The organism is Rhizobium sp. BR 317 (assembly GCF_047445835.1).
In the GTDB taxonomy this organism is placed as follows: domain Bacteria; phylum Pseudomonadota; class Alphaproteobacteria; order Rhizobiales; family Rhizobiaceae; genus Rhizobium; species Rhizobium paranaense.
The window spans coordinates 276,889-294,329 of record NZ_JARWLB010000004.1 but is presented as its reverse complement, the minus strand read 5'-3'; the positions used below and the strand labels follow the sequence as shown (position 1 = coordinate 294,329).

17 protein-coding genes are annotated in these 17,441 nt (G+C 59.8%); 10 read left to right on the top strand and 7 right to left on the bottom strand.

All coding sequences use genetic code 11. The annotated features are described in order from the left end of the window. Positions 1-2 precede the first annotated feature (2 nt). Positions 3-302: an AzlD family protein gene (locus QD357_RS08820; protein WP_107108994.1), complete on the bottom strand. Its 300-nt coding sequence runs from the start codon at positions 300-302 to the stop codon at positions 3-5. Beyond that, on the bottom strand, positions 295-933 hold the full coding sequence (locus tag QD357_RS08815) for an AzlC family ABC transporter permease (protein ID WP_107108993.1): 639 nt from the start codon (positions 931-933) through the stop codon (positions 295-297). Before QD357_RS08815 ends, QD357_RS08820 begins: the two co-directional genes overlap by 8 nt. 248 nt (positions 934-1,181) lie before the next feature. Between QD357_RS08815 and QD357_RS08810 the strand changes: the two genes are divergently transcribed. Then, positions 1,182-1,640 carry an Lrp/AsnC family transcriptional regulator gene (locus QD357_RS08810; RefSeq protein ID WP_414124137.1) on the top strand — a complete coding sequence of 153 codons (459 nt, stop codon included), beginning with the start codon at positions 1,182-1,184 and terminating at the stop codon, positions 1,638-1,640. A 151-nt stretch (positions 1,641-1,791) separates the two neighbouring features. Here the strand turns inward: QD357_RS08810 and QD357_RS08805 are convergent, their stop codons facing one another. From QD357_RS08805 to QD357_RS08795, 3 genes are all read right to left on the bottom strand, one after another. Next, positions 1,792-2,796, bottom strand: a complete 1,005-nt coding sequence (locus tag QD357_RS08805) for an NAD-dependent epimerase (RefSeq protein WP_107108991.1) — start codon at positions 2,794-2,796, stop codon at positions 1,792-1,794. A gap of 14 nt (positions 2,797-2,810) precedes the next feature. Continuing rightward, on the bottom strand, positions 2,811-4,133 hold the full coding sequence (locus QD357_RS08800) for a UDP-glucose dehydrogenase family protein (protein ID WP_107108990.1): 1,323 nt from the start codon (positions 4,131-4,133) through the stop codon (positions 2,811-2,813). 117 nt (positions 4,134-4,250) lie between these two features. Beyond that, positions 4,251-5,351 carry an RDD family protein gene (locus QD357_RS08795; RefSeq protein ID WP_107108989.1) on the bottom strand — a complete coding sequence of 367 codons (1,101 nt, stop codon included), beginning with the start codon at positions 5,349-5,351 and terminating at the stop codon, positions 4,251-4,253. A 188-nt stretch (positions 5,352-5,539) separates the two neighbouring features. Between QD357_RS08795 and QD357_RS08790 the strand changes: the two genes are divergently transcribed. The 4 genes from QD357_RS08790 to QD357_RS08775 all read left to right on the top strand — a co-directional run bounded on the left by QD357_RS08790 (position 5,540) and on the right by QD357_RS08775 (position 11,779). Beyond that, positions 5,540-6,838 carry an amidohydrolase family protein gene (locus tag QD357_RS08790; RefSeq protein ID WP_107108988.1) on the top strand — a complete coding sequence of 433 codons (1,299 nt, stop codon included), beginning with the start codon at positions 5,540-5,542 and terminating at the stop codon, positions 6,836-6,838. 115 nt (positions 6,839-6,953) lie between these two features. Continuing rightward, positions 6,954-7,808, top strand: a complete 855-nt coding sequence (locus QD357_RS08785; RefSeq protein ID WP_107108987.1) for a GNAT family N-acetyltransferase — start codon at positions 6,954-6,956, stop codon at positions 7,806-7,808. Between the two features lie 226 nt (positions 7,809-8,034). After that, complete coding sequence (locus tag QD357_RS08780; protein WP_107108986.1) at positions 8,035-9,330, top strand: adenylosuccinate synthase; 1,296 nt, start codon at positions 8,035-8,037, stop codon at positions 9,328-9,330. A gap of 61 nt (positions 9,331-9,391) precedes the next feature. Continuing rightward, positions 9,392-11,779, top strand: coding sequence for a hypothetical protein (locus QD357_RS08775; RefSeq protein ID WP_414124136.1), 2,388 nt, complete (start codon positions 9,392-9,394; stop codon positions 11,777-11,779). A gap of 84 nt (positions 11,780-11,863) precedes the next feature. Here the strand turns inward: QD357_RS08775 and rpoH are convergent, their stop codons facing one another. Beyond that, complete coding sequence (rpoH, locus tag QD357_RS08770; protein ID WP_107108984.1) at positions 11,864-12,772, bottom strand: RNA polymerase sigma factor RpoH; 909 nt, start codon at positions 12,770-12,772, stop codon at positions 11,864-11,866. A 515-nt stretch (positions 12,773-13,287) separates the two neighbouring features. Here rpoH and QD357_RS08765 point away from each other — a divergent pair. The 4 genes from QD357_RS08765 (at position 13,288) to QD357_RS08750 (ending at position 15,917) form a co-directional block, all read left to right on the top strand. Further along, positions 13,288-14,169, top strand: a complete 882-nt coding sequence (locus tag QD357_RS08765) for an NmrA family NAD(P)-binding protein (RefSeq protein ID WP_107108983.1) — start codon at positions 13,288-13,290, stop codon at positions 14,167-14,169. A gap of 30 nt (positions 14,170-14,199) precedes the next feature. After that, the gene (locus QD357_RS08760; protein WP_107108982.1) at positions 14,200-14,574 is read left to right on the top strand and encodes a hypothetical protein; all 375 of its coding nucleotides are present in this window, start codon (positions 14,200-14,202) and stop codon (positions 14,572-14,574) included. A 70-nt stretch (positions 14,575-14,644) separates the two neighbouring features. Then, positions 14,645-15,361: an SDR family oxidoreductase gene (locus QD357_RS08755; RefSeq protein WP_107108981.1), complete on the top strand. Its 717-nt coding sequence runs from the start codon at positions 14,645-14,647 to the stop codon at positions 15,359-15,361. 94 nt (positions 15,362-15,455) lie between these two features. After that, the gene (locus QD357_RS08750; protein ID WP_107108980.1) at positions 15,456-15,917 is read left to right on the top strand and encodes a MarR family winged helix-turn-helix transcriptional regulator; all 462 of its coding nucleotides are present in this window, start codon (positions 15,456-15,458) and stop codon (positions 15,915-15,917) included. 67 nt (positions 15,918-15,984) lie between these two features. On the opposite strand, the gene QD357_RS08745 is transcribed toward QD357_RS08750, so the two are convergent. Continuing rightward, positions 15,985-17,010, bottom strand: coding sequence for an RluA family pseudouridine synthase (locus QD357_RS08745; protein ID WP_107109438.1), 1,026 nt, complete (start codon positions 17,008-17,010; stop codon positions 15,985-15,987). A 49-nt stretch (positions 17,011-17,059) separates the two neighbouring features. Here QD357_RS08745 and QD357_RS08740 point away from each other — a divergent pair, with 49 nt between their 5' ends. Continuing rightward, entirely contained in the window at positions 17,060-17,437 is a 378-nt protein-coding gene (locus tag QD357_RS08740) for a hypothetical protein (protein ID WP_107108979.1), read from the top strand. The last annotated feature ends 4 nt before the right edge of the window (positions 17,438-17,441 follow it).

Here is a 17,441-nt window from a genome sequence, read left to right as displayed (position 1 = left end):
ATTCACGCCAACATGTGGCGAAGGATACCAGCCGAAGCGATCGAGATCAGCACCGTCGGAAGCACGGGCAGTCGGGTCGCCGCCAACATGGTGAGCGCAAGGGTGATGAGATCGGCGGGGCGTCCGGTGACGAAGCCCGGCGCGATGACCGTGATCAATACGCAACCCGGGGCGTTCTCCATGACCGTGCGCAAACGGGGGCTTAGCGTGCGGTTGCGCAGGAAGACGTATCCTCCGATACGCGTCAGATAGGTGACCGTTGCCATGCAGATGATGGCGATAACAAATGAAGGATCAAACATCGGTTCGCGCCAGCAGGAATGCAGAGAGTACACCGGAGAGCGCCCCGCCAGGAACATACCAAGCTCCAGGAAACACTGCGTATGTGGTTGCAGCGACGAGCAAGCTGACCAGCCAGGGAAGCGCCGCCTTTGCGCCTTTCCACATCCCGGCGAGCATCACGAAAAATACAGCCGGGAATGCCATGTCAAAGCCATAGCGCGTGACATCGCCAAGAACGGGGCCCACGAATGCTCCTATCGTCGTGAAGATGACCCAACTGAAATAGAGGCCGAGGGCGACGCCGAAGAAATAACCGAGGCTCAAGGTCGTGTTCGACTTCTTTGCGTCGGCGAGCCCTATTGCCCAGCTTTCATCGCACATGAAGAACAGTGCTACGAACGCCTTTTTCTTCGACAGATGCCGAATAAAGGGAGCGAGCGCCGCACCCATCAGCAGGTGGCGGCTGTTGACCAGAAAAGTGATGGCGACAATGAGGAGGACATGCGGGGGCGACGTCCAAAGTTCGACAGCCGCGAACTCCGATCCGCCCCCGAAGTTCAATCCCGTCATCAGGGGCACTTCGCCAAGACTGAAGCCTTTATCGGCTGCGCGTGCGCCGAGTACCAGGGCAAAAGGCACGAAGCCCAACATCACCGGTGTCGAATCCCTGAGGCCTCGCCACCCCTCTGAGCGTCCTTGCGATCGGACGCTGACATCACCTGAAACATAGTCCGTCACCGGCCCAACCCCTTCCCATTTCTAATTGCCGACACCTTGGGCGACATAGGAGGGGGACAATAGCGCAGTCGTTCGCGATCTTGGTTGCGTTTTACGGCCGAAATCCTCAAAAATTGGCATGCTGTGCCAATGATCCTGTGCTTTTCGGGTGGAAAACTCCAATGAAACTTGATTCCTTAGATCGCGCGATCCTCCGCGTCCTGCAACAGGATGGGAAAATCCAGAACACTGAGCTCGCTGCAAAGGTCGGACTGTCTCCGTCTCCATGCCTGAGGCGGGTCAAGTTGTTGGAAGAGGCCGGTATCATCAAGCAATACGTCGCCATCCTCGACCCCGCAAAGCTCGACATGGGCTTCACCGTTTTTGTCCGGATATGGCTTTCCAGCCAGGACGAAGAGACGACGACCGCTTTCTATGAGGCGGCCGAAAAGCTTCCACAGGTGGTCGAGTGCCACCTTATGGCAGGCGACTGCGATTTCCTCCTCAGGGTCGTCGCCCCGGATCTGGAGGGATATAGGCGGTTTCAGATGGAACACCTTGGCCGCATCAAAGGGGTCAGAAACATCAAGACCGAAATTCCGATGCAGAAGATCAAGCAGTCGTGGCAAGTGCCAATCTGATGCTGCTGTCTCCGCTTCCGGCTAGAGCAGTTCAGCGCTTCAGGAAATCGCTGAACTGCTCTATCTCTTTGTTTTCACGCAATTCCGGGCGGAAAGGGGCTCACGCACTTTTCTTGAAATTGCTCTAGGGGCCGCCTATGGCGGCATCGGCTCAATAGTTTTCCTGATACCATTCGACGAAACGGCGCACGCCTTCTTCGACTTCGATCTGCGGTTTGAAGCCGGTCAGCGCTACCAGCAGGTCCGGAACGGCATAGGTATTGTGCACGTCGCCGGGCTGCATTGGCAGCATGTGGTGGATCGCCTTCTTGCCGAGCATCGCCTCGATGGTTTCGACGAAGCTCATCAGCCCGACCGGCTGACCGCCGCCGATATTGACGACGCGGAACGGCGCGTGTTTCGACAAGGTGTCGCCGATGGTCTCCGAAACGATGCGATTTTCTTCCGAAGGCACGACACCGATCAGTCGGACGATGCCCTCAATGAGATCGTCGATATAGGTGAAATCGCGGCTCATCTTGCCTTCGCCGTAGATTTCGATCGGCCGGTCGTTCCTGATGGCGTCGACGAATTTGAACAATGCCATGTCGGGACGGCCCCAGGGACCGTAGACGGTGAAGAAGCGGAAGGCGGTGGTCGGAATACGAAAGAGATGGGCATAGCTATGCGCCATCAGCTCCATGCTCTTCTTCGTCGCCGCATAGATCGTCATCTGCTCGTCGGCCTTGTCACTCTCCGCGAAGGGGATCTTCTCGTTGGCGCCATAGACGGAGGAGGTGGAGGCCAGCAGCAGGTGCTTCGGCTGGAGGCTTCTCGCCAGTTCCAGCACATTGAATGAGCCGGTGACGTTGGAATCCACGTAGGATCGCGGGTTTTCCAGGCTGTAACGCACGCCGGCCTGTGCGGCGAGATGGACGATGACGTTAGGTTCCGCCAGTTCAGCAGCGTGATCCAGGGCTGCCTTATCCTCCAGCATACCCGTCACGGCCTTGAAGCCATTGGAGCGGGCGAGGATCGCGGTGCGCTTTTCCTTGAGCCTGACGTCGTAATAGGGCGTCATGCCGTCGAAGCCGACCACGAAATGCCCGTCATCGAGCAGGCGCTTGGCGAGATGGAACCCGATGAACCCGGCGGTTCCGGTAATAAGATAACGCATTCGTCGGCCTTTGCTTACAGTTCGGCGCCATTCATGGGTCTGCCGATGCTGGTATAGGCAAACCCGTGCTTTGTGACCTCGTCATGGCGATAGATGTTTCTGAGGTCCACGAGGACGGGGGCTTTCATGACGGATTTCAGCCGGCCGAAGTCGAGCGCGCGGAACTGGTTCCATTCCGTAATGATGACGAGCGCATCGGCGTCGCGCGCTGCGCTGTAGGCATCGTCGGCATAGGCGATGTTGTCGATGAGCTGGCGGGCATTGTCCATGCCTTCCGGATCGTAGCCGGTCACAGCGGCGCCGGCATCCTGCAGCGCCTGGATGATCGAGATCGCCGGGCTGTCGCGCATATCATCGGTATTCGGCTTGAAGGTCAGGCCGAGCACAGCAATGGCCTTGCCCCTGATATCGCCGCCCATGGCCGCGATCACCTTGCGGCCCATGGCGCGCTTGCGGCTGTCGTTGATCGAGATCGTCGTCTCGATCAGGCGCACGGGGCTATCATAGTCCTGCGCGGTCTTGGCTAATGCCAGCGTATCCTTGGGGAAGCAGGAGCCGCCATAGCCTGGGCCGGCATGCAGGAATTTTGAACCGATGCGGCCATCAAGGCCGATGCCGCGCGAGACTTCCTGCACATTGGCGCCGACTTTTTCGCACAGATCGGCCATCTCGTTGATGAAGGTGATCTTCATGGCAAGGAAGGCATTCGCTGCGTATTTGATCAGCTCCGAGGTGCGACGAGCGGTGAAGAGCAGCGGCGCCTGGTTGAGATAAAGCGGCCGGTAGACCTCGGTCATGACGCCACGGGCGCGATCGTCATTGAGGCCGATGACGATGCGGTCGGGGCGCTTGAAGTCCTCAATCGCCGCGCCTTCGCGCAGGAATTCCGGATTGGAGACGACGGCGACATCGGCATCCGGATTGGTTTCGCGGATGATGCGTTCGACCTCGTCGCCGGTGCCGACCGGCACGGTCGATTTGGTGACGATGACGGTAAAGCCCTTGATGTGCTGGGCGATCTCGCGGGCGGCGGCATAGACATAGGAGAGGTCGGCGTGGCCATCACCACGGCGCGACGGCGTGCCGACGGCGATGAAGACGACGTCGCTCGCGGCAACGCTGGTTTCGACATCGGTCGAGAAGGAAAGGCGGCCGGCGCGGACGTTGTCGGCGACCAATTGTTCAAGGCCGGGCTCGAAGATCGGGATTTCACCCCTTCGCAGCGCCTCGATCTTGCCGGCGTCCTTATCGACGCAAATCACGTTGTGGCCGAAATCGGCAAAGCAGACGCCGGACACAAGACCCACATAACCCGAACCGATCATCGTGACGTGCATGAAACTTCAATCCTTTTGCTAGCGATGGGTGCGCACGCTACAGCGCAATCCCTTCATTGGCAGTTGTTGTCGCTTATACACATGATCGCCGATGACGCCTATACGCGATGGCGCGCGTCACGGAGATGTCACGTTGAGCGCAGAGATTTCGCTCTGGTCGGTTGCAATGGTTGAAAATAACGCCTCGGCAAGATCGGTGGCGCCGGTCGTGTCGTCAACTTCCTTGCCGCGCGTGTAGACACTTGTTTGCCAGCAATCACGTCCTTGAACCGCCACGGTAATCTCGATGGCGGTTGAGAGCCCGTCAAAGCCGGAGGCATGAATACGCAGGGCGGAAATCCCACCCACGGTTACAGGCTTCCAATCGTCGATGACTTTGAAGTGTTGCTGCACAACCGGCTGCAATATGGCAGCATAGGAAGCGTTGTCGATATTGTTGCCGGACCAGCGTTCATATCCAAACTGAACCATAGATAATAGTGATCGACTGCTGCGGAATTCGTAATATCTATTCGGAGGCGCGGCCGGTATGCTCTTGACCTGCCAGATCCTGCTGATGGCAGTGATTTTCGACGTTACTGGGTTTTGCCAGGCATAGGTTTGCAGATGCCACGGCGCATTTCCGCGCTCGCTTACGGTGAGCATCGTCGCGCCGATTGCAGTTGCTATGATAGCGATGGCACCCAGGACTTCGCGAACCGGCGTCAATCGCATACCGGTGATGCTGGCCCGACCTTCGTCATAGCTGGCGGGCAATCCGAGAGCGACGCGCTGTCTTTGCACGACCATCGTGAGTGCGGAAATCAATGGAAAGCCACATCCGAAGCCGGCGGCAAAAACGGCCAGCTCTCTGCGCAAATGGAAACGGAATGTGCCGTTGCCGTTCAATGGCCGGACTTTGATACCAAAGATCGCCTTTCCAGGCGTTGCTCCGAATACGGCCATTACCAGCGCCAGAACGACGGACGTAATAAGAAGCGCAACCATAACAAGAGGAAGGAGATACCACAGCATGCCGGGAGCAAGGTATATTGCGACAATGCGCGCGTCCGGCAGTGCCATTTGAAGATAAGCTGATGGGAAAAGGCGTGAAAAGAGCAGTTCCGCGAGATAATTCGATGGCAGATAAAGGAGCGAAAAATCGATCATTCGCGCACCCCACCGCTGCCAAGGGGGAACAGAATTGACAGTGGTCGCCGTGTGGGCTGATTCGACCATGATTTCCACATATGCTTGTATTTACTGATTCTCGAGAGAAAGTTGCGGAAAGAGCGAATCGAGTCAACTCACTGTCTGCACCTCGATTCTTGTGACATCGTGTGCCGGCGCTGTACGAACCGTTCATTTCATCGCCGTTTCGCACTACATATCCGTCTTGTCGCGCTTCAATCCAAAGGCAATTCCCGATGTCATTCGATCTCATCGTCCGTAATGCCAGCCTTCCCGATGGCCGTGAGGGTCAGGATATCGCTATTGCTGGCGGCAAGATCGTGGCTGTGCAGCCGGGCTTGGAGGGAGAGGTGGAGCGTGTGATCGATGCCGGCGGGCAACTGGTTTCGCCGCCGTTCATCGATTGCCATTTCCATATGGATGCGACGCTGTCGCTTGGCCTACCGCGGCTGAATATGTCGGGCACGCTGCTGGAGGGTATCGCGCTCTGGGGTGAGTTGAAGCCGCTGTTGACGCATGAGGCGGTGGCAGAGCGGGCATTGCGCTATTGCGATCTTGCGGTGTCGCAGGGGCTGCTCGCCGTGCGGACCCATGTCGATATCTGCGACGACCGGTTGCTTGCCGTCGAAGCGCTGCTGGACGTGAAAAGAAAAGTCGCGCCCTATCTCGATCTGCAGCTCGTCGCCTTCCCGCAGGACGGCTATTACCGCTCGCCGACGGCGGCAGCGAATCTGGAGCGCGCCCTCGATCTTGGCGTTGATATCGTCGGCGGCATTCCGCATTTCGAGCGGACGATGGAGGACGGCGCGCGTTCCGTGCGTGCGCTCTGCGAGATCGCTGAAAAGCGCGGTCTGAGGGTTGATATGCATTGCGATGAGACCGACGATCCGCTGTCGCGTCACATCGAGACGCTGGCCGCCGAAACGATACGGCTCGGGCTTCAAGGCAGGGTGGCCGGCTCGCACCTGACCTCGATGCATTCGATGGACAATTATTATGTCTCCAAACTCCTGCCTCTGATTGCGGAGGCAGGCGTGCATGCGATCCCCAATCCGCTGATCAACATCGTGCTACAGGGGCGGCATGACACCTATCCAAAGCGGCGCGGACTGACCCGGGTCAAGGAGATGCGCGAATTCGGCATCAATATCGCCTTCGGCCAGGATTGCTGCATGGACCCTTGGTATTCGCTCGGCGGCGCCGACATGCTGGATGTCGCCCATATGGGGCTGCACGTCGGTCAGTTGACGTCGCGCGAAGCGATGCGGTTCTGTTTCGACGCGGTCACCGTCAATCCGGCCAAAGTGATGGGTCTCGACGGTTATGGGCTCGAAGTCGGCTGCACCGGCGATCTCGTCGTGCTGCAGGCTCGGGATCCGATCGAAGCCGTTCGCATGCGCGCCACGAGGCTCTTTGTCGTCCGGCGCGGCAAGGTGATCAGCGAGACGCCGGCGCGGATCGCAAGCCTATCGCTCGAGGGTCGGCCGCTATCGGTCGATCCGGCTGCCTACGCGCCAATGCCACCAAGAATTTAACCAGTTAGGCATATCATCGCATATTGCTTGTGATTGTTATCGCGTTGCAGCATGATGAATTGGGCATAATCGTTCAGGCGGGGACGATGCCCAGGGGGCGATTCAGGGCTGGTTTATGAAGTCAACTTTTGCCGTGCGTACAATGCGGGCTGGGGAATTGGAGCTCGCTCTCGAATGGGCGCGGCAAGAGGGATGGAATCCCGGTGTCGATGATGCCCTTGCCTTTTGGGAGGCGGATCCTGCCGGCTTCTTTATGGGTACGATCGGTGAAGTGCCGGTCGGCTGCATTTCCGTTGTGCGTTATGGCGAAAGCTTCGCCTTTCTCGGCCTCTACATGGTCCATCCCGAATTTCGCGGCAAGGGTTACGGCAAGGCGCTATGGAAGAAGGGCATGGCGTTCGCGGGCCATCGTACCATCGGTCTCGACGGCGTCGTCGCACAGCAAGAAAATTACCGTCGCCACGGCTTTGAGACGGCCTATCGCACCCTGCGCTATGGCGGCATCCCGAAAATGCCTGATAAAGGCGGAGCGAGTGCGGATGTCGGTCCGGTCACGCAGGACAAGCTCGAAGGCTTGCTCAGGTATGATGCCGCCATTTTCCCGGGGCTGCGTTATTCCTTCATCACGGCCTGGTGCGGCGCGCCGGAAAAACGAAAATCCGTCATGGTCGGCAGCGGCAGCAAAATCCGGGGCTACGGCACGATTAGGCGCTGTTTCGAGGGATACAAGGTCGGCCCGCTGTTTGCGAACAGTTCCGATGTGGCGCTGGATTTGCTGGCCAAGCTGGTGCCCGAGGCGAAGGGGCGGCCTGTCTATCTGGATGTGCCTGCAGACAATGCCGAAGCGATAGAGCTTGCCGAAGCCTTCGGGCTGTCGCCGGTGTTCGAGACGGCACGAATGTATCGTGGTGCAGCACCCAAAACCACACTTGACCGGGTCTTTGCCGTGACCACGCTGGAACTCGGCTAAACGTCGCTCTTTGGCGGCCAGACGATTGATTCTGCTGCCTGGCCGAGCACCAATATTTTGCAGGTGAACGCGCACCGATGGGAAAAATCCTGTTGGGCGCGCTGATTCGTCACGTAAAAAGCCGAATCTCCTGAGACAACAGGGTCGCTTTCCCAAAAACAAAGTTTTATAGATGCGCGGGTTTGAGCAAGGCGCGCCTCTGCGCGCAGGAAGCGGGAATGGAGAAATGACGAACGTAGTTGTGATCGGTTCGCAATGGGGTGACGAAGGCAAGGGCAAGATTGTCGACTGGCTTTCGGAACGTGCCGATGTGATTGTGCGCTTTCAGGGCGGGCACAATGCCGGTCATACGCTGGTTGTCGACGGTATCAGCTATAAGCTCGCGCTGCTGCCCTCGGGCCTCGTTCGCGGCAAGCTGAGCGTCATCGGCAATGGCGTCGTCGTCGATCCCCATCATTTCGTCGCCGAAGTCGAAAAGCTGCGCGCTCAGGGCATTGCGGTGACGCCTGACGTACTGCGCATCGCCGAAAACGCTCCGCTGATTCTGTCGCTGCATCGTGACCTCGATGCCCTGCGCGAAGATGCGGCCTCCAACAGCGGCACGAAGATCGGCACGACGCGCCGCGGCATCGGCCCGGCCTATGAAGACAAGGTCGGCCGCCGTGCCATCCGCGTTATCGATCTTGCTGAACCGGAAACGCTGCCGGCCAAGATCGATCGGCTGCTGACGCATCACAACGCGCTGCGCCGCGGCATGGGCCTGGACGAAATTTCCTTCGATGCCCTGCACGAGGAACTCACCTCCGTCGCCGAAGACATTCTTCCTTATATCGACCAGGTCTGGCGGCTGCTCGACGAGCAGCGCAAGGCAGGCGCGCGTATCCTCTTCGAAGGAGCCCAAGGCGCTCTGCTCGACAATGACCACGGCACCTATCCCTTCGTGACCTCGTCGAATACCGTGGCTGGGCAGGCAGCCGCCGGTTCCGGCCTCGGGCCGACGGCGCTCGGCTATGTGCTGGGCATCACCAAGGCCTATACGACGCGCGTCGGCGAAGGACCTTTTCCGTGCGAACTGCATGACGAGATCGGCCGGCATCTGTCGACGGTCGGCCGCGAGGTCGGTGTCAACACCGGTCGCCCGCGCCGTTGCGGCTGGTTCGATGCCGTGCTGGTTCGCCAGACCGTGAAGACCTCCGGCATTACCGGCATTGCGCTGACCAAGCTCGACGTGCTCGACGGTCTTGACGAGCTGAAGATCTGCGTTGGCTACAAGCTCGACGGTAATGAGATCGACTACCTGCCGGCGAGCCAGGCGGCGCAAGCCCGCGTCGAGCCGATCTACATCACGCTCGAAGGCTGGAAGGAATCGACTGTCGGCGCGCGCAAATGGGCTGATCTGCCGGCACAGGCGATCAAGTATGTCCGGCAGGTCGAAGAGCTGATCGGCGCACCTGTCGCGCTGCTTTCGACCAGCCCGGAGCGCGAAGACACCATACTTGTGACCGATCCCTTTGAGGGCTAATGTCGCGGATCAATGACGAATCCCGGTTCAGCCACGTGCCGGGCATCATGAGAAAGTACTGATGGCGGATTTTGTAGCAGTCATTCGCCGGGCCGTTGACGGCCTGGCCGAAAACACTCCCGAGATGCGGGTCAAGGTTTACGAGCGGGCTCGTGGTGCCGTTCAGCGGCAGCTTGAGAGCATGAAGCCGCGCCCGCCGGAGGAGATGCTGCGCCGTCAGCTCGACAAGCTGGAAGCCGCGATCGTCGAGGTAGAAGCTGAGCATGCGGAGGCGTTGCCGCTGGCTGAAGAGCCGGTAGCGGAAGCGCCTTCGGTGCAGGAGGAGCCGCAACATGAGCCCGCTGAAGAGCATCATCTTGCGCAGGAACACCATGCCGAGGAACCGGAGCCGGCCCATCAGGAGGCTCACGCGCATGAGGAGCCTGCCGCTTCCGAGCCCTTGCACGAAGAGCCGGTATATGAAGAGCCGGTACACGAGGAACCCGCCTACCAAGAGCCAGTCCATCAAGAGCCTGCTTACGAGGAGCCCGTCTATGAGGAGCCCGTGCATGCTCAGCATCAGGCCGCGGAGGAGCATCAGCCGGTAGAGGAATGGGTCGACGCGCCGCAGGAGCAGGCACCCGCGGCTGTTCATCACGACGAGGCCTATGCGGAGCCTGTCGAAGAGCATGTGCATCAGGAAGAGCCGGAGCATTATGCGGAGGAGGTGCCGGCGGTTGCCGCCGAGCCCGAATATGTCGCTCCGCAGACGCATGCTGTTCATCAGGCGCCAGCCGATAATGTTATGAGCCAGGTCGAGGAGATTTGGGCCGAGGTCGATGCGCCGGCAAAGCGGGCTGAATCCGAGCCGGTGACGGCAGCCGTCATGCCCGCTGCCGCCTTTGCCCCGGCCGTCTTCGGCCATCCGGTAGAGCCGGCCCCCACGGCGAAAGCACCGGCGAGCGACAAGGCCTTTGCCTGGGATGCAGATGTTTTCGAGGAGCTGCAATCGGTGCCGGCGCCAGCCGTCAAGCCGGCGCAGCCTGGCCGGCAGATGCCGGACAACGCTTTTGACGATGTCGATCTCTTCGCCGATGTGCATTCCTCGCCCAAGGCAACGCCGAAGAATGATGCGGCCGAAGATGGATGGCGCGAGCTCAAGGAGCTCGCCGGCTTCAACAAATTCGCCGAGGGAGACCGTGGCGGCGGTCCTGCCGTTCCGCCGGATCTCAGCCGGGCCATGGCATCGAAGCTGCAGGGCAAGAGCTTCCGCATGGAGCCGAAGCGCCGCCGCTTCGGTGTGACCGGTATTATCCTGACACTGGTCGGTCTCGCGATCGTCGCCGGCGGCGGCTATGCCGCCTGGCGGAACCGCGAAGCGCTCAACAAGATGGTCGCCGACCTCATCAGTTCGGCGCCGAAGACTGCGACCACTCCCGCCACCGAGACGGCCAAGAACAACAATACGACCGCTCCGGCCACGAATGCGCCTGCCGCTTCCGCGCCGGGCGCGACTGCTCCGGCGCAAAACAACGCCGCCACGCAGCAGCCGGCGGCCGGCAACACCAATGTCGCCTCGCTCGACAACGACGCCAACACGGTCAACTCCAAGTTCACGCAGCGCCTGATGGCGAACGGCGCGGAAGAGGATGAAGGCCCGGCAGCGGGCGGACAGCCGGGTGTCGCTGAAGGCAAGTCCGTGGCCGAACAGAATGTGGCCGCTGCTGCTCCGACAAGAGGGGCAACCGCACCCGCCAACAATGCGAATGCCGCGCAGGCTCCTGCCGCGACCGCGCCGACCACGACACCGCCGTCGACCGACCGGCAGGCATCGGCTCCTGCCCAGCATCCGCCTGCCACCCAACAGCAGCAGCCAGCGACCCAACAGCAGACGGCGCCGGTAACGGATGGGCAGAAGGTGTTCCTCTATGAGGAGCGTCTCGGCCAGACGTCGCCCACGGCTTTCGAAGGCACGGTCACCTGGTCTCTGCAGGAAGGCAAGGGTGAGGATGGCCGGCCGGAACCGTCCGTCCAGGGCCTCATCAATGTGCCCGAGCGCGGCCTGACGGCGACAATTACAGTGTCGCGCAATACCGATGCCTCTTTGCCGGCAAGCCATCTGGTTGAGCTCGCTTTCCAGGTTCCGCCGAATTTCGAAGGCGGCGCCATCGACAGCGTGCAACGCATTGCGCTCAAGTCGACGGAGCAGGATCGTGGCGACTCCCTAGTCGCTGTGCCGGCCAAGGTGACCGACGACGTCTATATGGTCGCGCTCAACGATTTTCCGGATGCGCGCAAGACCAATCTCGACCTCCTGAAAACCCGCAACTGGATGGATATTCCCGTGGTCTATCGCAATGGCCGTCGCGCATTGCTGACCATGGAGAAGGGGCCGAGCGGTACAGACGCCTTCAACAAGGCGATCGCCGAGTGGCAGGCGCTTGGCGGCGTCGCTTCGAGCGGCCAGTAAGCGGTCTCAAACTGCCGGAATCAAAAAAAGGCGGGCCTTGCGGTCCGCCTTTTTGTTGAATTCATTCGGTAATAACCGGAAGCACTATGCGGTGGCTTCGACCACACGCAATGCCTTTGCGCGTTCCAGCGCGTCCTTCTGCACGGCTTCCTGCACCTTTTCGAAGGCGCGGACTTCGATCTGGCGGACGCGCTCGCGGCTGATATCGAACTCGGCCGAGAGGTCTTCCAGCGTCACAGGGTCTTCTGCGAGACGGCGAGCCTCGAAGATGCGGCGTTCGCGGTCGTTCAAGACGCTCATGGCGCGTGCCAGCATGCGGCGGCGCGTATCAAGCTCGTCCTGCTCGATCAGCACGTCTTCCTGACTGTCGTGATCATCGACAAGCCAATCCTGCCACTGGCCGGAATCGCCCTCGGCGGCCTTGATCGGCGCGTTCAGCGATGCGTCGCCCGAGAGGCGGCGGTTCATCGAAACGACCTCCTCCTCGGAGACCTTCAGCTTCGTGGCGATCTCCGTAACATGTTCCGGCTTCAAATCGCCGTCATCGATGGCCTGGATGCGGCCCTTCAGGCGGCGCAGGTTGAAGAACAGACGCTTCTGATTGGCGGTCGTGCCCATCTTCACCAGCGACCACGAACGCAGGATATATTCCTGGATCGAGGCCTTGATCCACCACATGGCATAGGTTGCCAGGCGGAAGCCACGTTCCGGGTCAAACTTCTTCACGGCCTGCATCAGGCCGACATTGCCTTCCGACACGACCTCGCCGATCGGCAGGCCGTAGCCGCGATATCCCATGGCAATCTTCGCCACGAGGCGCAGATGGCTTGTGACGAGCTTATGCGCAGCCTGACGGTCTGCATGTTCCGCGTAGCGCTTGGCGAGCATGTACTCTTCCTGCGGCTCCAACATCGGGAACTTGCGAATCTCGTCGAGATAGCGGTTGAGGCCGGCTTCACCGGCGGTAATGGACGGCAAGGTATTACGGGTCATGAATGCACCCTCCTATTCGAGATCTGGCCCCTTCTGGAGACGTATTGCGCGCCCTTTGCGAAGCAGACCAAGGCGTGCAGGTCGTGAAGACCCCGCACTAAACCAACGTGTAGATAAGTACGGCAAAACAGTGATTCAAGAACGTAGTCACGCAAGAGTTACCCCGGCGCGACAGCTATGCCCGCCGTAACGTTTATCTCTGAGACTATCTTCCCGAACGCTCCGGTCCTGTGAGATTTTGCCGCTTCAGTCCCCAAAATGCGTTGCCTTTGGGTAGCTGAGGGCACGTACCGGAGTTCGGTTTCACAAAATTATTATAGGCGGCGAAAGGGCGGGCGTCCAGTCACGCATTTTGCGGTATTCGGCAACAATTGCAACCAATGGTGATCGACCTCTCCCCTTCGATCCATCAAGGCGAAGTGTGCGTTCATAAAAAACCTCGACGATAAGAGTATATGCTCCTATATCGATATAAGTAAGAGCATATGCTCTTATTTAACGATGGAGAAGCGATTATGAGCGAGGCTGAGATACTTGTAAGCGGTGCAACGGGACGGACCGGAGGCGCCGCTATCGACGAACTCCTGAAGATGGGTAAAAGTGTGCGTGCCTATGTGCGCTCGGACGATGAGCGGGCGGCGGCGCTGAGGCAGCGCGGTGTCGATATCGCCGTCGGCGATTTCACAGACATCGATCACATTAGGGCGGCCATGGAAGGCATCCGGTCGGCCTATTTTCTTCACCCGATCGCACCAGGCATCCTTGGCGCTTCGGCCTATTTTGCACAGGCTGCAAAGGAGGCCGGTGTTACCGCGATCGTCAACATGTCGCAGATTTCGGCGCGCCGGGAGTCGGCAAGCCATGCAGCTCAGGACCACTGGATATCCGAGCGGGTCTTCGACTGGTCAGGTGTTCCGACGACGCATCTTCGCCCGACCTTCTTTGCCGACTGGCTCGTCTATCCCCATTTCGCAAAGGAAATCTGGGCCACAAAGAAGATCGAGTTCCCCTTTGAGAGCGGGCGGCACGCGCCCATCTCCTCCGATGATCAGGGTCGTGTGATCGCTCATGTGCTGGCGAATCCGAAGGGGCATGAAGGCAGGATCTATCGGCTCCATGGTCCGGTCGAGATGAACCACACGGAGATCGCCGCCGTCATGAGCGAGGCGCTTGGTGCGAAGATCGAATATGCGCCGTCCTCGATAGAGGCGTTCAAGGGCAAGATGGAAAATCTCTACAAGTTCCCGCCGTTCCTTGTGCAGCACCTCGTCGAAGTCGCCCAGAACTATCGCGACGGCATCTTCTCGGGAACCAATGATGTGGTCGAGACGATTACCGGAACTCCGGCGCTCTCGGTCCAGCAATTTGTCTCCAACAATCGCGCCGCCTTCGCGTGAATTCCACGAAGACAAATCGGAGATTCTACAATGTCACATGCTCAAGATGAACGTCATCCCTTTCTGGACGACCTGACCGCCGACGCGGAGCTGACCAGCTCCGTGTTGCGAGGTTCCGTCATCGGACGCGACGAGATCAGGCTCGCCGTGAATGCCGTCGGAACCTTCTATCCTTCGCAGACGCCGACGTTCCTTCAGGTCGTCGGCTCCCGGCTCTTCCTCGAATATGAGGCCGTTCTGACGAACGGGGAGAGGCTGACCGCCGTCGTGGTCGTCGATCACGCCTCCGACGGCTCGGTGCCCCGGGTCAGCGTGCGGATGAGCCCGCTTGGCTCGGTTCTATCACTCGCCGCCCATTTGCGCGGGGCGCTCTCCGGGCAGTTGCCCGAAGACATTTTTCTTTGAACCCAACCGATCGCCAGGCCAGCGACAAACATCTCTACGCTGACCTGTGGCCCCAGAAAGGAAAATTGCTATGGACATCGCCAACAACACAGTCTTCATCACCGGTGCCAATCGTGGCCTGGGCCTAGCCTTCGCACGCGAGGCACTCCGCCGCGGAGCATCGAAGGTCTATGCGGGCATGCGCAACACGAGCGGCTTCAATGAGCCGGGCATGGTCCCGGTCAAAATCGATGTCACGGATAAAGCATCGATCGCCGCAGCCGCGGAACTGGCAACGGATACGACGCTATTGATCAACAATGCAGGGATCGCCGCCCTAATCAACGGGCCTTTGGCAGATGATGTCGAAGCGCAGTCGCAGCGCCTCTTTGATACCAATTATTATGGCGTGGTGCGCGTCTCGCAGGCCTTCGAGCAAATCCTGTCGGCCAAACCACATGCCGCCATCATCAATGTGCTGTCCGACATCGTCTGGCTTCCGCGGCCCTTTCTGACACCTTATGCGGCATCAAAGGCGGCGGCGTGGAGCTATACGAACCAGCTTCGCTTCCACCTTCGCGATCGCGGCATCGAGGTCCTTGGCTTGCATGTCGGATTCGTGGATACCGATCTGACCAGCGGCATCGACGTGCCGAAGGCCAGCCCGGAGGATGTTGTGCGCCAGACCTATGACGCACTCGCCGCTGGCAAGAGCGAGATCATGGCCGATCAAGGGACGGTGCTGCTGAAGAGCACACTTGCGGACGAAGTGCCCGGCTACATCGCCCCACCGGAGGGGCTATTCTAAATCCGGCGATGCCGGGAATTGCTATGGGACGCGGGGCTTCCTTGGGCTTCGCGCCCATGGCTCGGGTAAAGAATGAAATCGAAAGGAAATTAAAATGTTGTCGGCCAACCAACCGCTTGGAATCGATCAGTGCAACTGCTCCGCCATGAGAAAGGCGAGCCGACAGATCACGCGGTTTTACGATGACCATCTTGAGCCAGTCGGGCTGCGCATCACGCAGTTTCTGATTTTGGCGGCTCTCGAGGAGGCTGACGGTGCCACGGTCAACGTTCTTGCCGAGCGGCTCGATATCGAGCGGACGGCGATGGGAAAGATGGTCGGCTTCCTGGAACGCGACGGGTTCGTTAGCATCAAGCCGTCTCCTGCAGATCGCAGGGTTCGTATCGTTGAACTCACCAAGGACGGCCGTCTCCTGCACAAGAGAGCGGAACCTCTCTGGGAGAAGGCCCAGCAAGAATTCGAGCAGTTAAACGGGGGCGCAAACATCGCAACTCTGCGCCAGGGACTGAGACAAATCACGATCGGCGATGTCGCGAAGGCCTCACCCGAAAACTAAAGCCTCGGACTGATTCCTGCGAATTGCAAGCCATACCGGTGGCGCTATGGGGTCTGGGGCCGCCTTCTCAATCCCGTAACGCTGCCGCCAGTTCCTCCATATCATCCGGCAGTGGCGCTTCGAAGTGCATGACTTCGCCGGTGCGAGGGTGTTCGAATTGCAGGAGGTAAGCGTGGAGTGCCTGGCGGGGGAAGCGGTTGACCACCTGCTTGGCAGCATCCGGCAGCAAATTGGCCTTGGTCTTGAAGCCACCGCCATAGACGGCGTCGCCGAGTAGGGGATGGCCGATATGGGCCATATGGACGCGGATCTGATGGGTACGGCCGGTTTCGAGATGGCAGTCGACCAGGGAGGCGAGCGCGGTGGCGTCCGGTGCCTCGTGAAAACGTTCAATAACTTCGTAGTGCGTGATCGCTTCGTCGGCGTCCTGATTGCCCGGACGCTTGACGGCGCGTCGGGTACGGTCGCCGGTGGAGCGGCCAAGCGGCGCGTCGATAGTCCCGATCAGTTGGCGGGGACGGCCCCAGACGATTGCCTGATAGGCGCGCTCCAGCGACCTCGTGCGGCCGTGGTCGGCGAATTGCAGGGAGAGGTGACGGTGGGCGACGTCGTTCTTGGCGACAACCATGACACCGGTGGTGTCCTTGTCCAGCCGGTGAACGATGCCGGGCCGGCGCACGCCGCCAATGCCGGAAAGGCTATCGCCGCAATGATGGATCAGGGCGTTGACCAGCGTGCCCGTCCAATTGCCGGCAGCGGGGTGAACGACGAGGCCAGCGGGCTTTGCAATGACGATGACGTCATCATCCTCGTAGAGTACGTCGAGCGGAATATCTTCGCCGAGCGGCGTCGGGTCTTCGGGTTCGGGCAGGGTGATCTGGTAGGTATCGCCAGGGCGCACCTTGCGTTTGGCGTCGGTTACCGGGGCTCCGTTGAGCAGAACGGCGCTATCCTTGATCAGGGCCTGGATACGGCTGCGGGAAAATTCCTCGCCGACCTGCGCCGTCAGCCATGCATCGAGCCGGCCTTCGGCTGTTTCATCGGCGGTTAGGACTTTTCTAATGCCCGCGGCTTCTTTAAAGGGGTCGCTCAAACGCATTTCTCCGGCGCACTGGGCGCTCTCTAGGGAATAGGACGCATCGATGACGAATCTCGAGCTAGACGATCAAGAGGAAAAGCCCCTCGATCCGGCCCTGGAAAATGTCCGACGCAAGATGATACGCCTGCAGATCGTCTCGGCTGCCATCATGGTGGTGAGCCTTATGGCGGTGTTCGGCGCTGTTGTCTACAAGACGATGCGCCCCGCGCCGAAAGCGGCGGGCTCTGCTGCCTCGAATATTCCTTCGGAAGCACCGGTGGCAGTGACCGCAGCGCTGCCGCAGGGTTTTACCGTGCAGTCCACGGCGCTTTCCGGAAACCAGGTGCTGTTCTATGGCACGCTTGCTAGCGGCCAGCGCCAGGCTATCGTCTTCGACTATGCTGTCGGACGTATCGTCGCGACCATATCGCTTTCTAACTGACGGC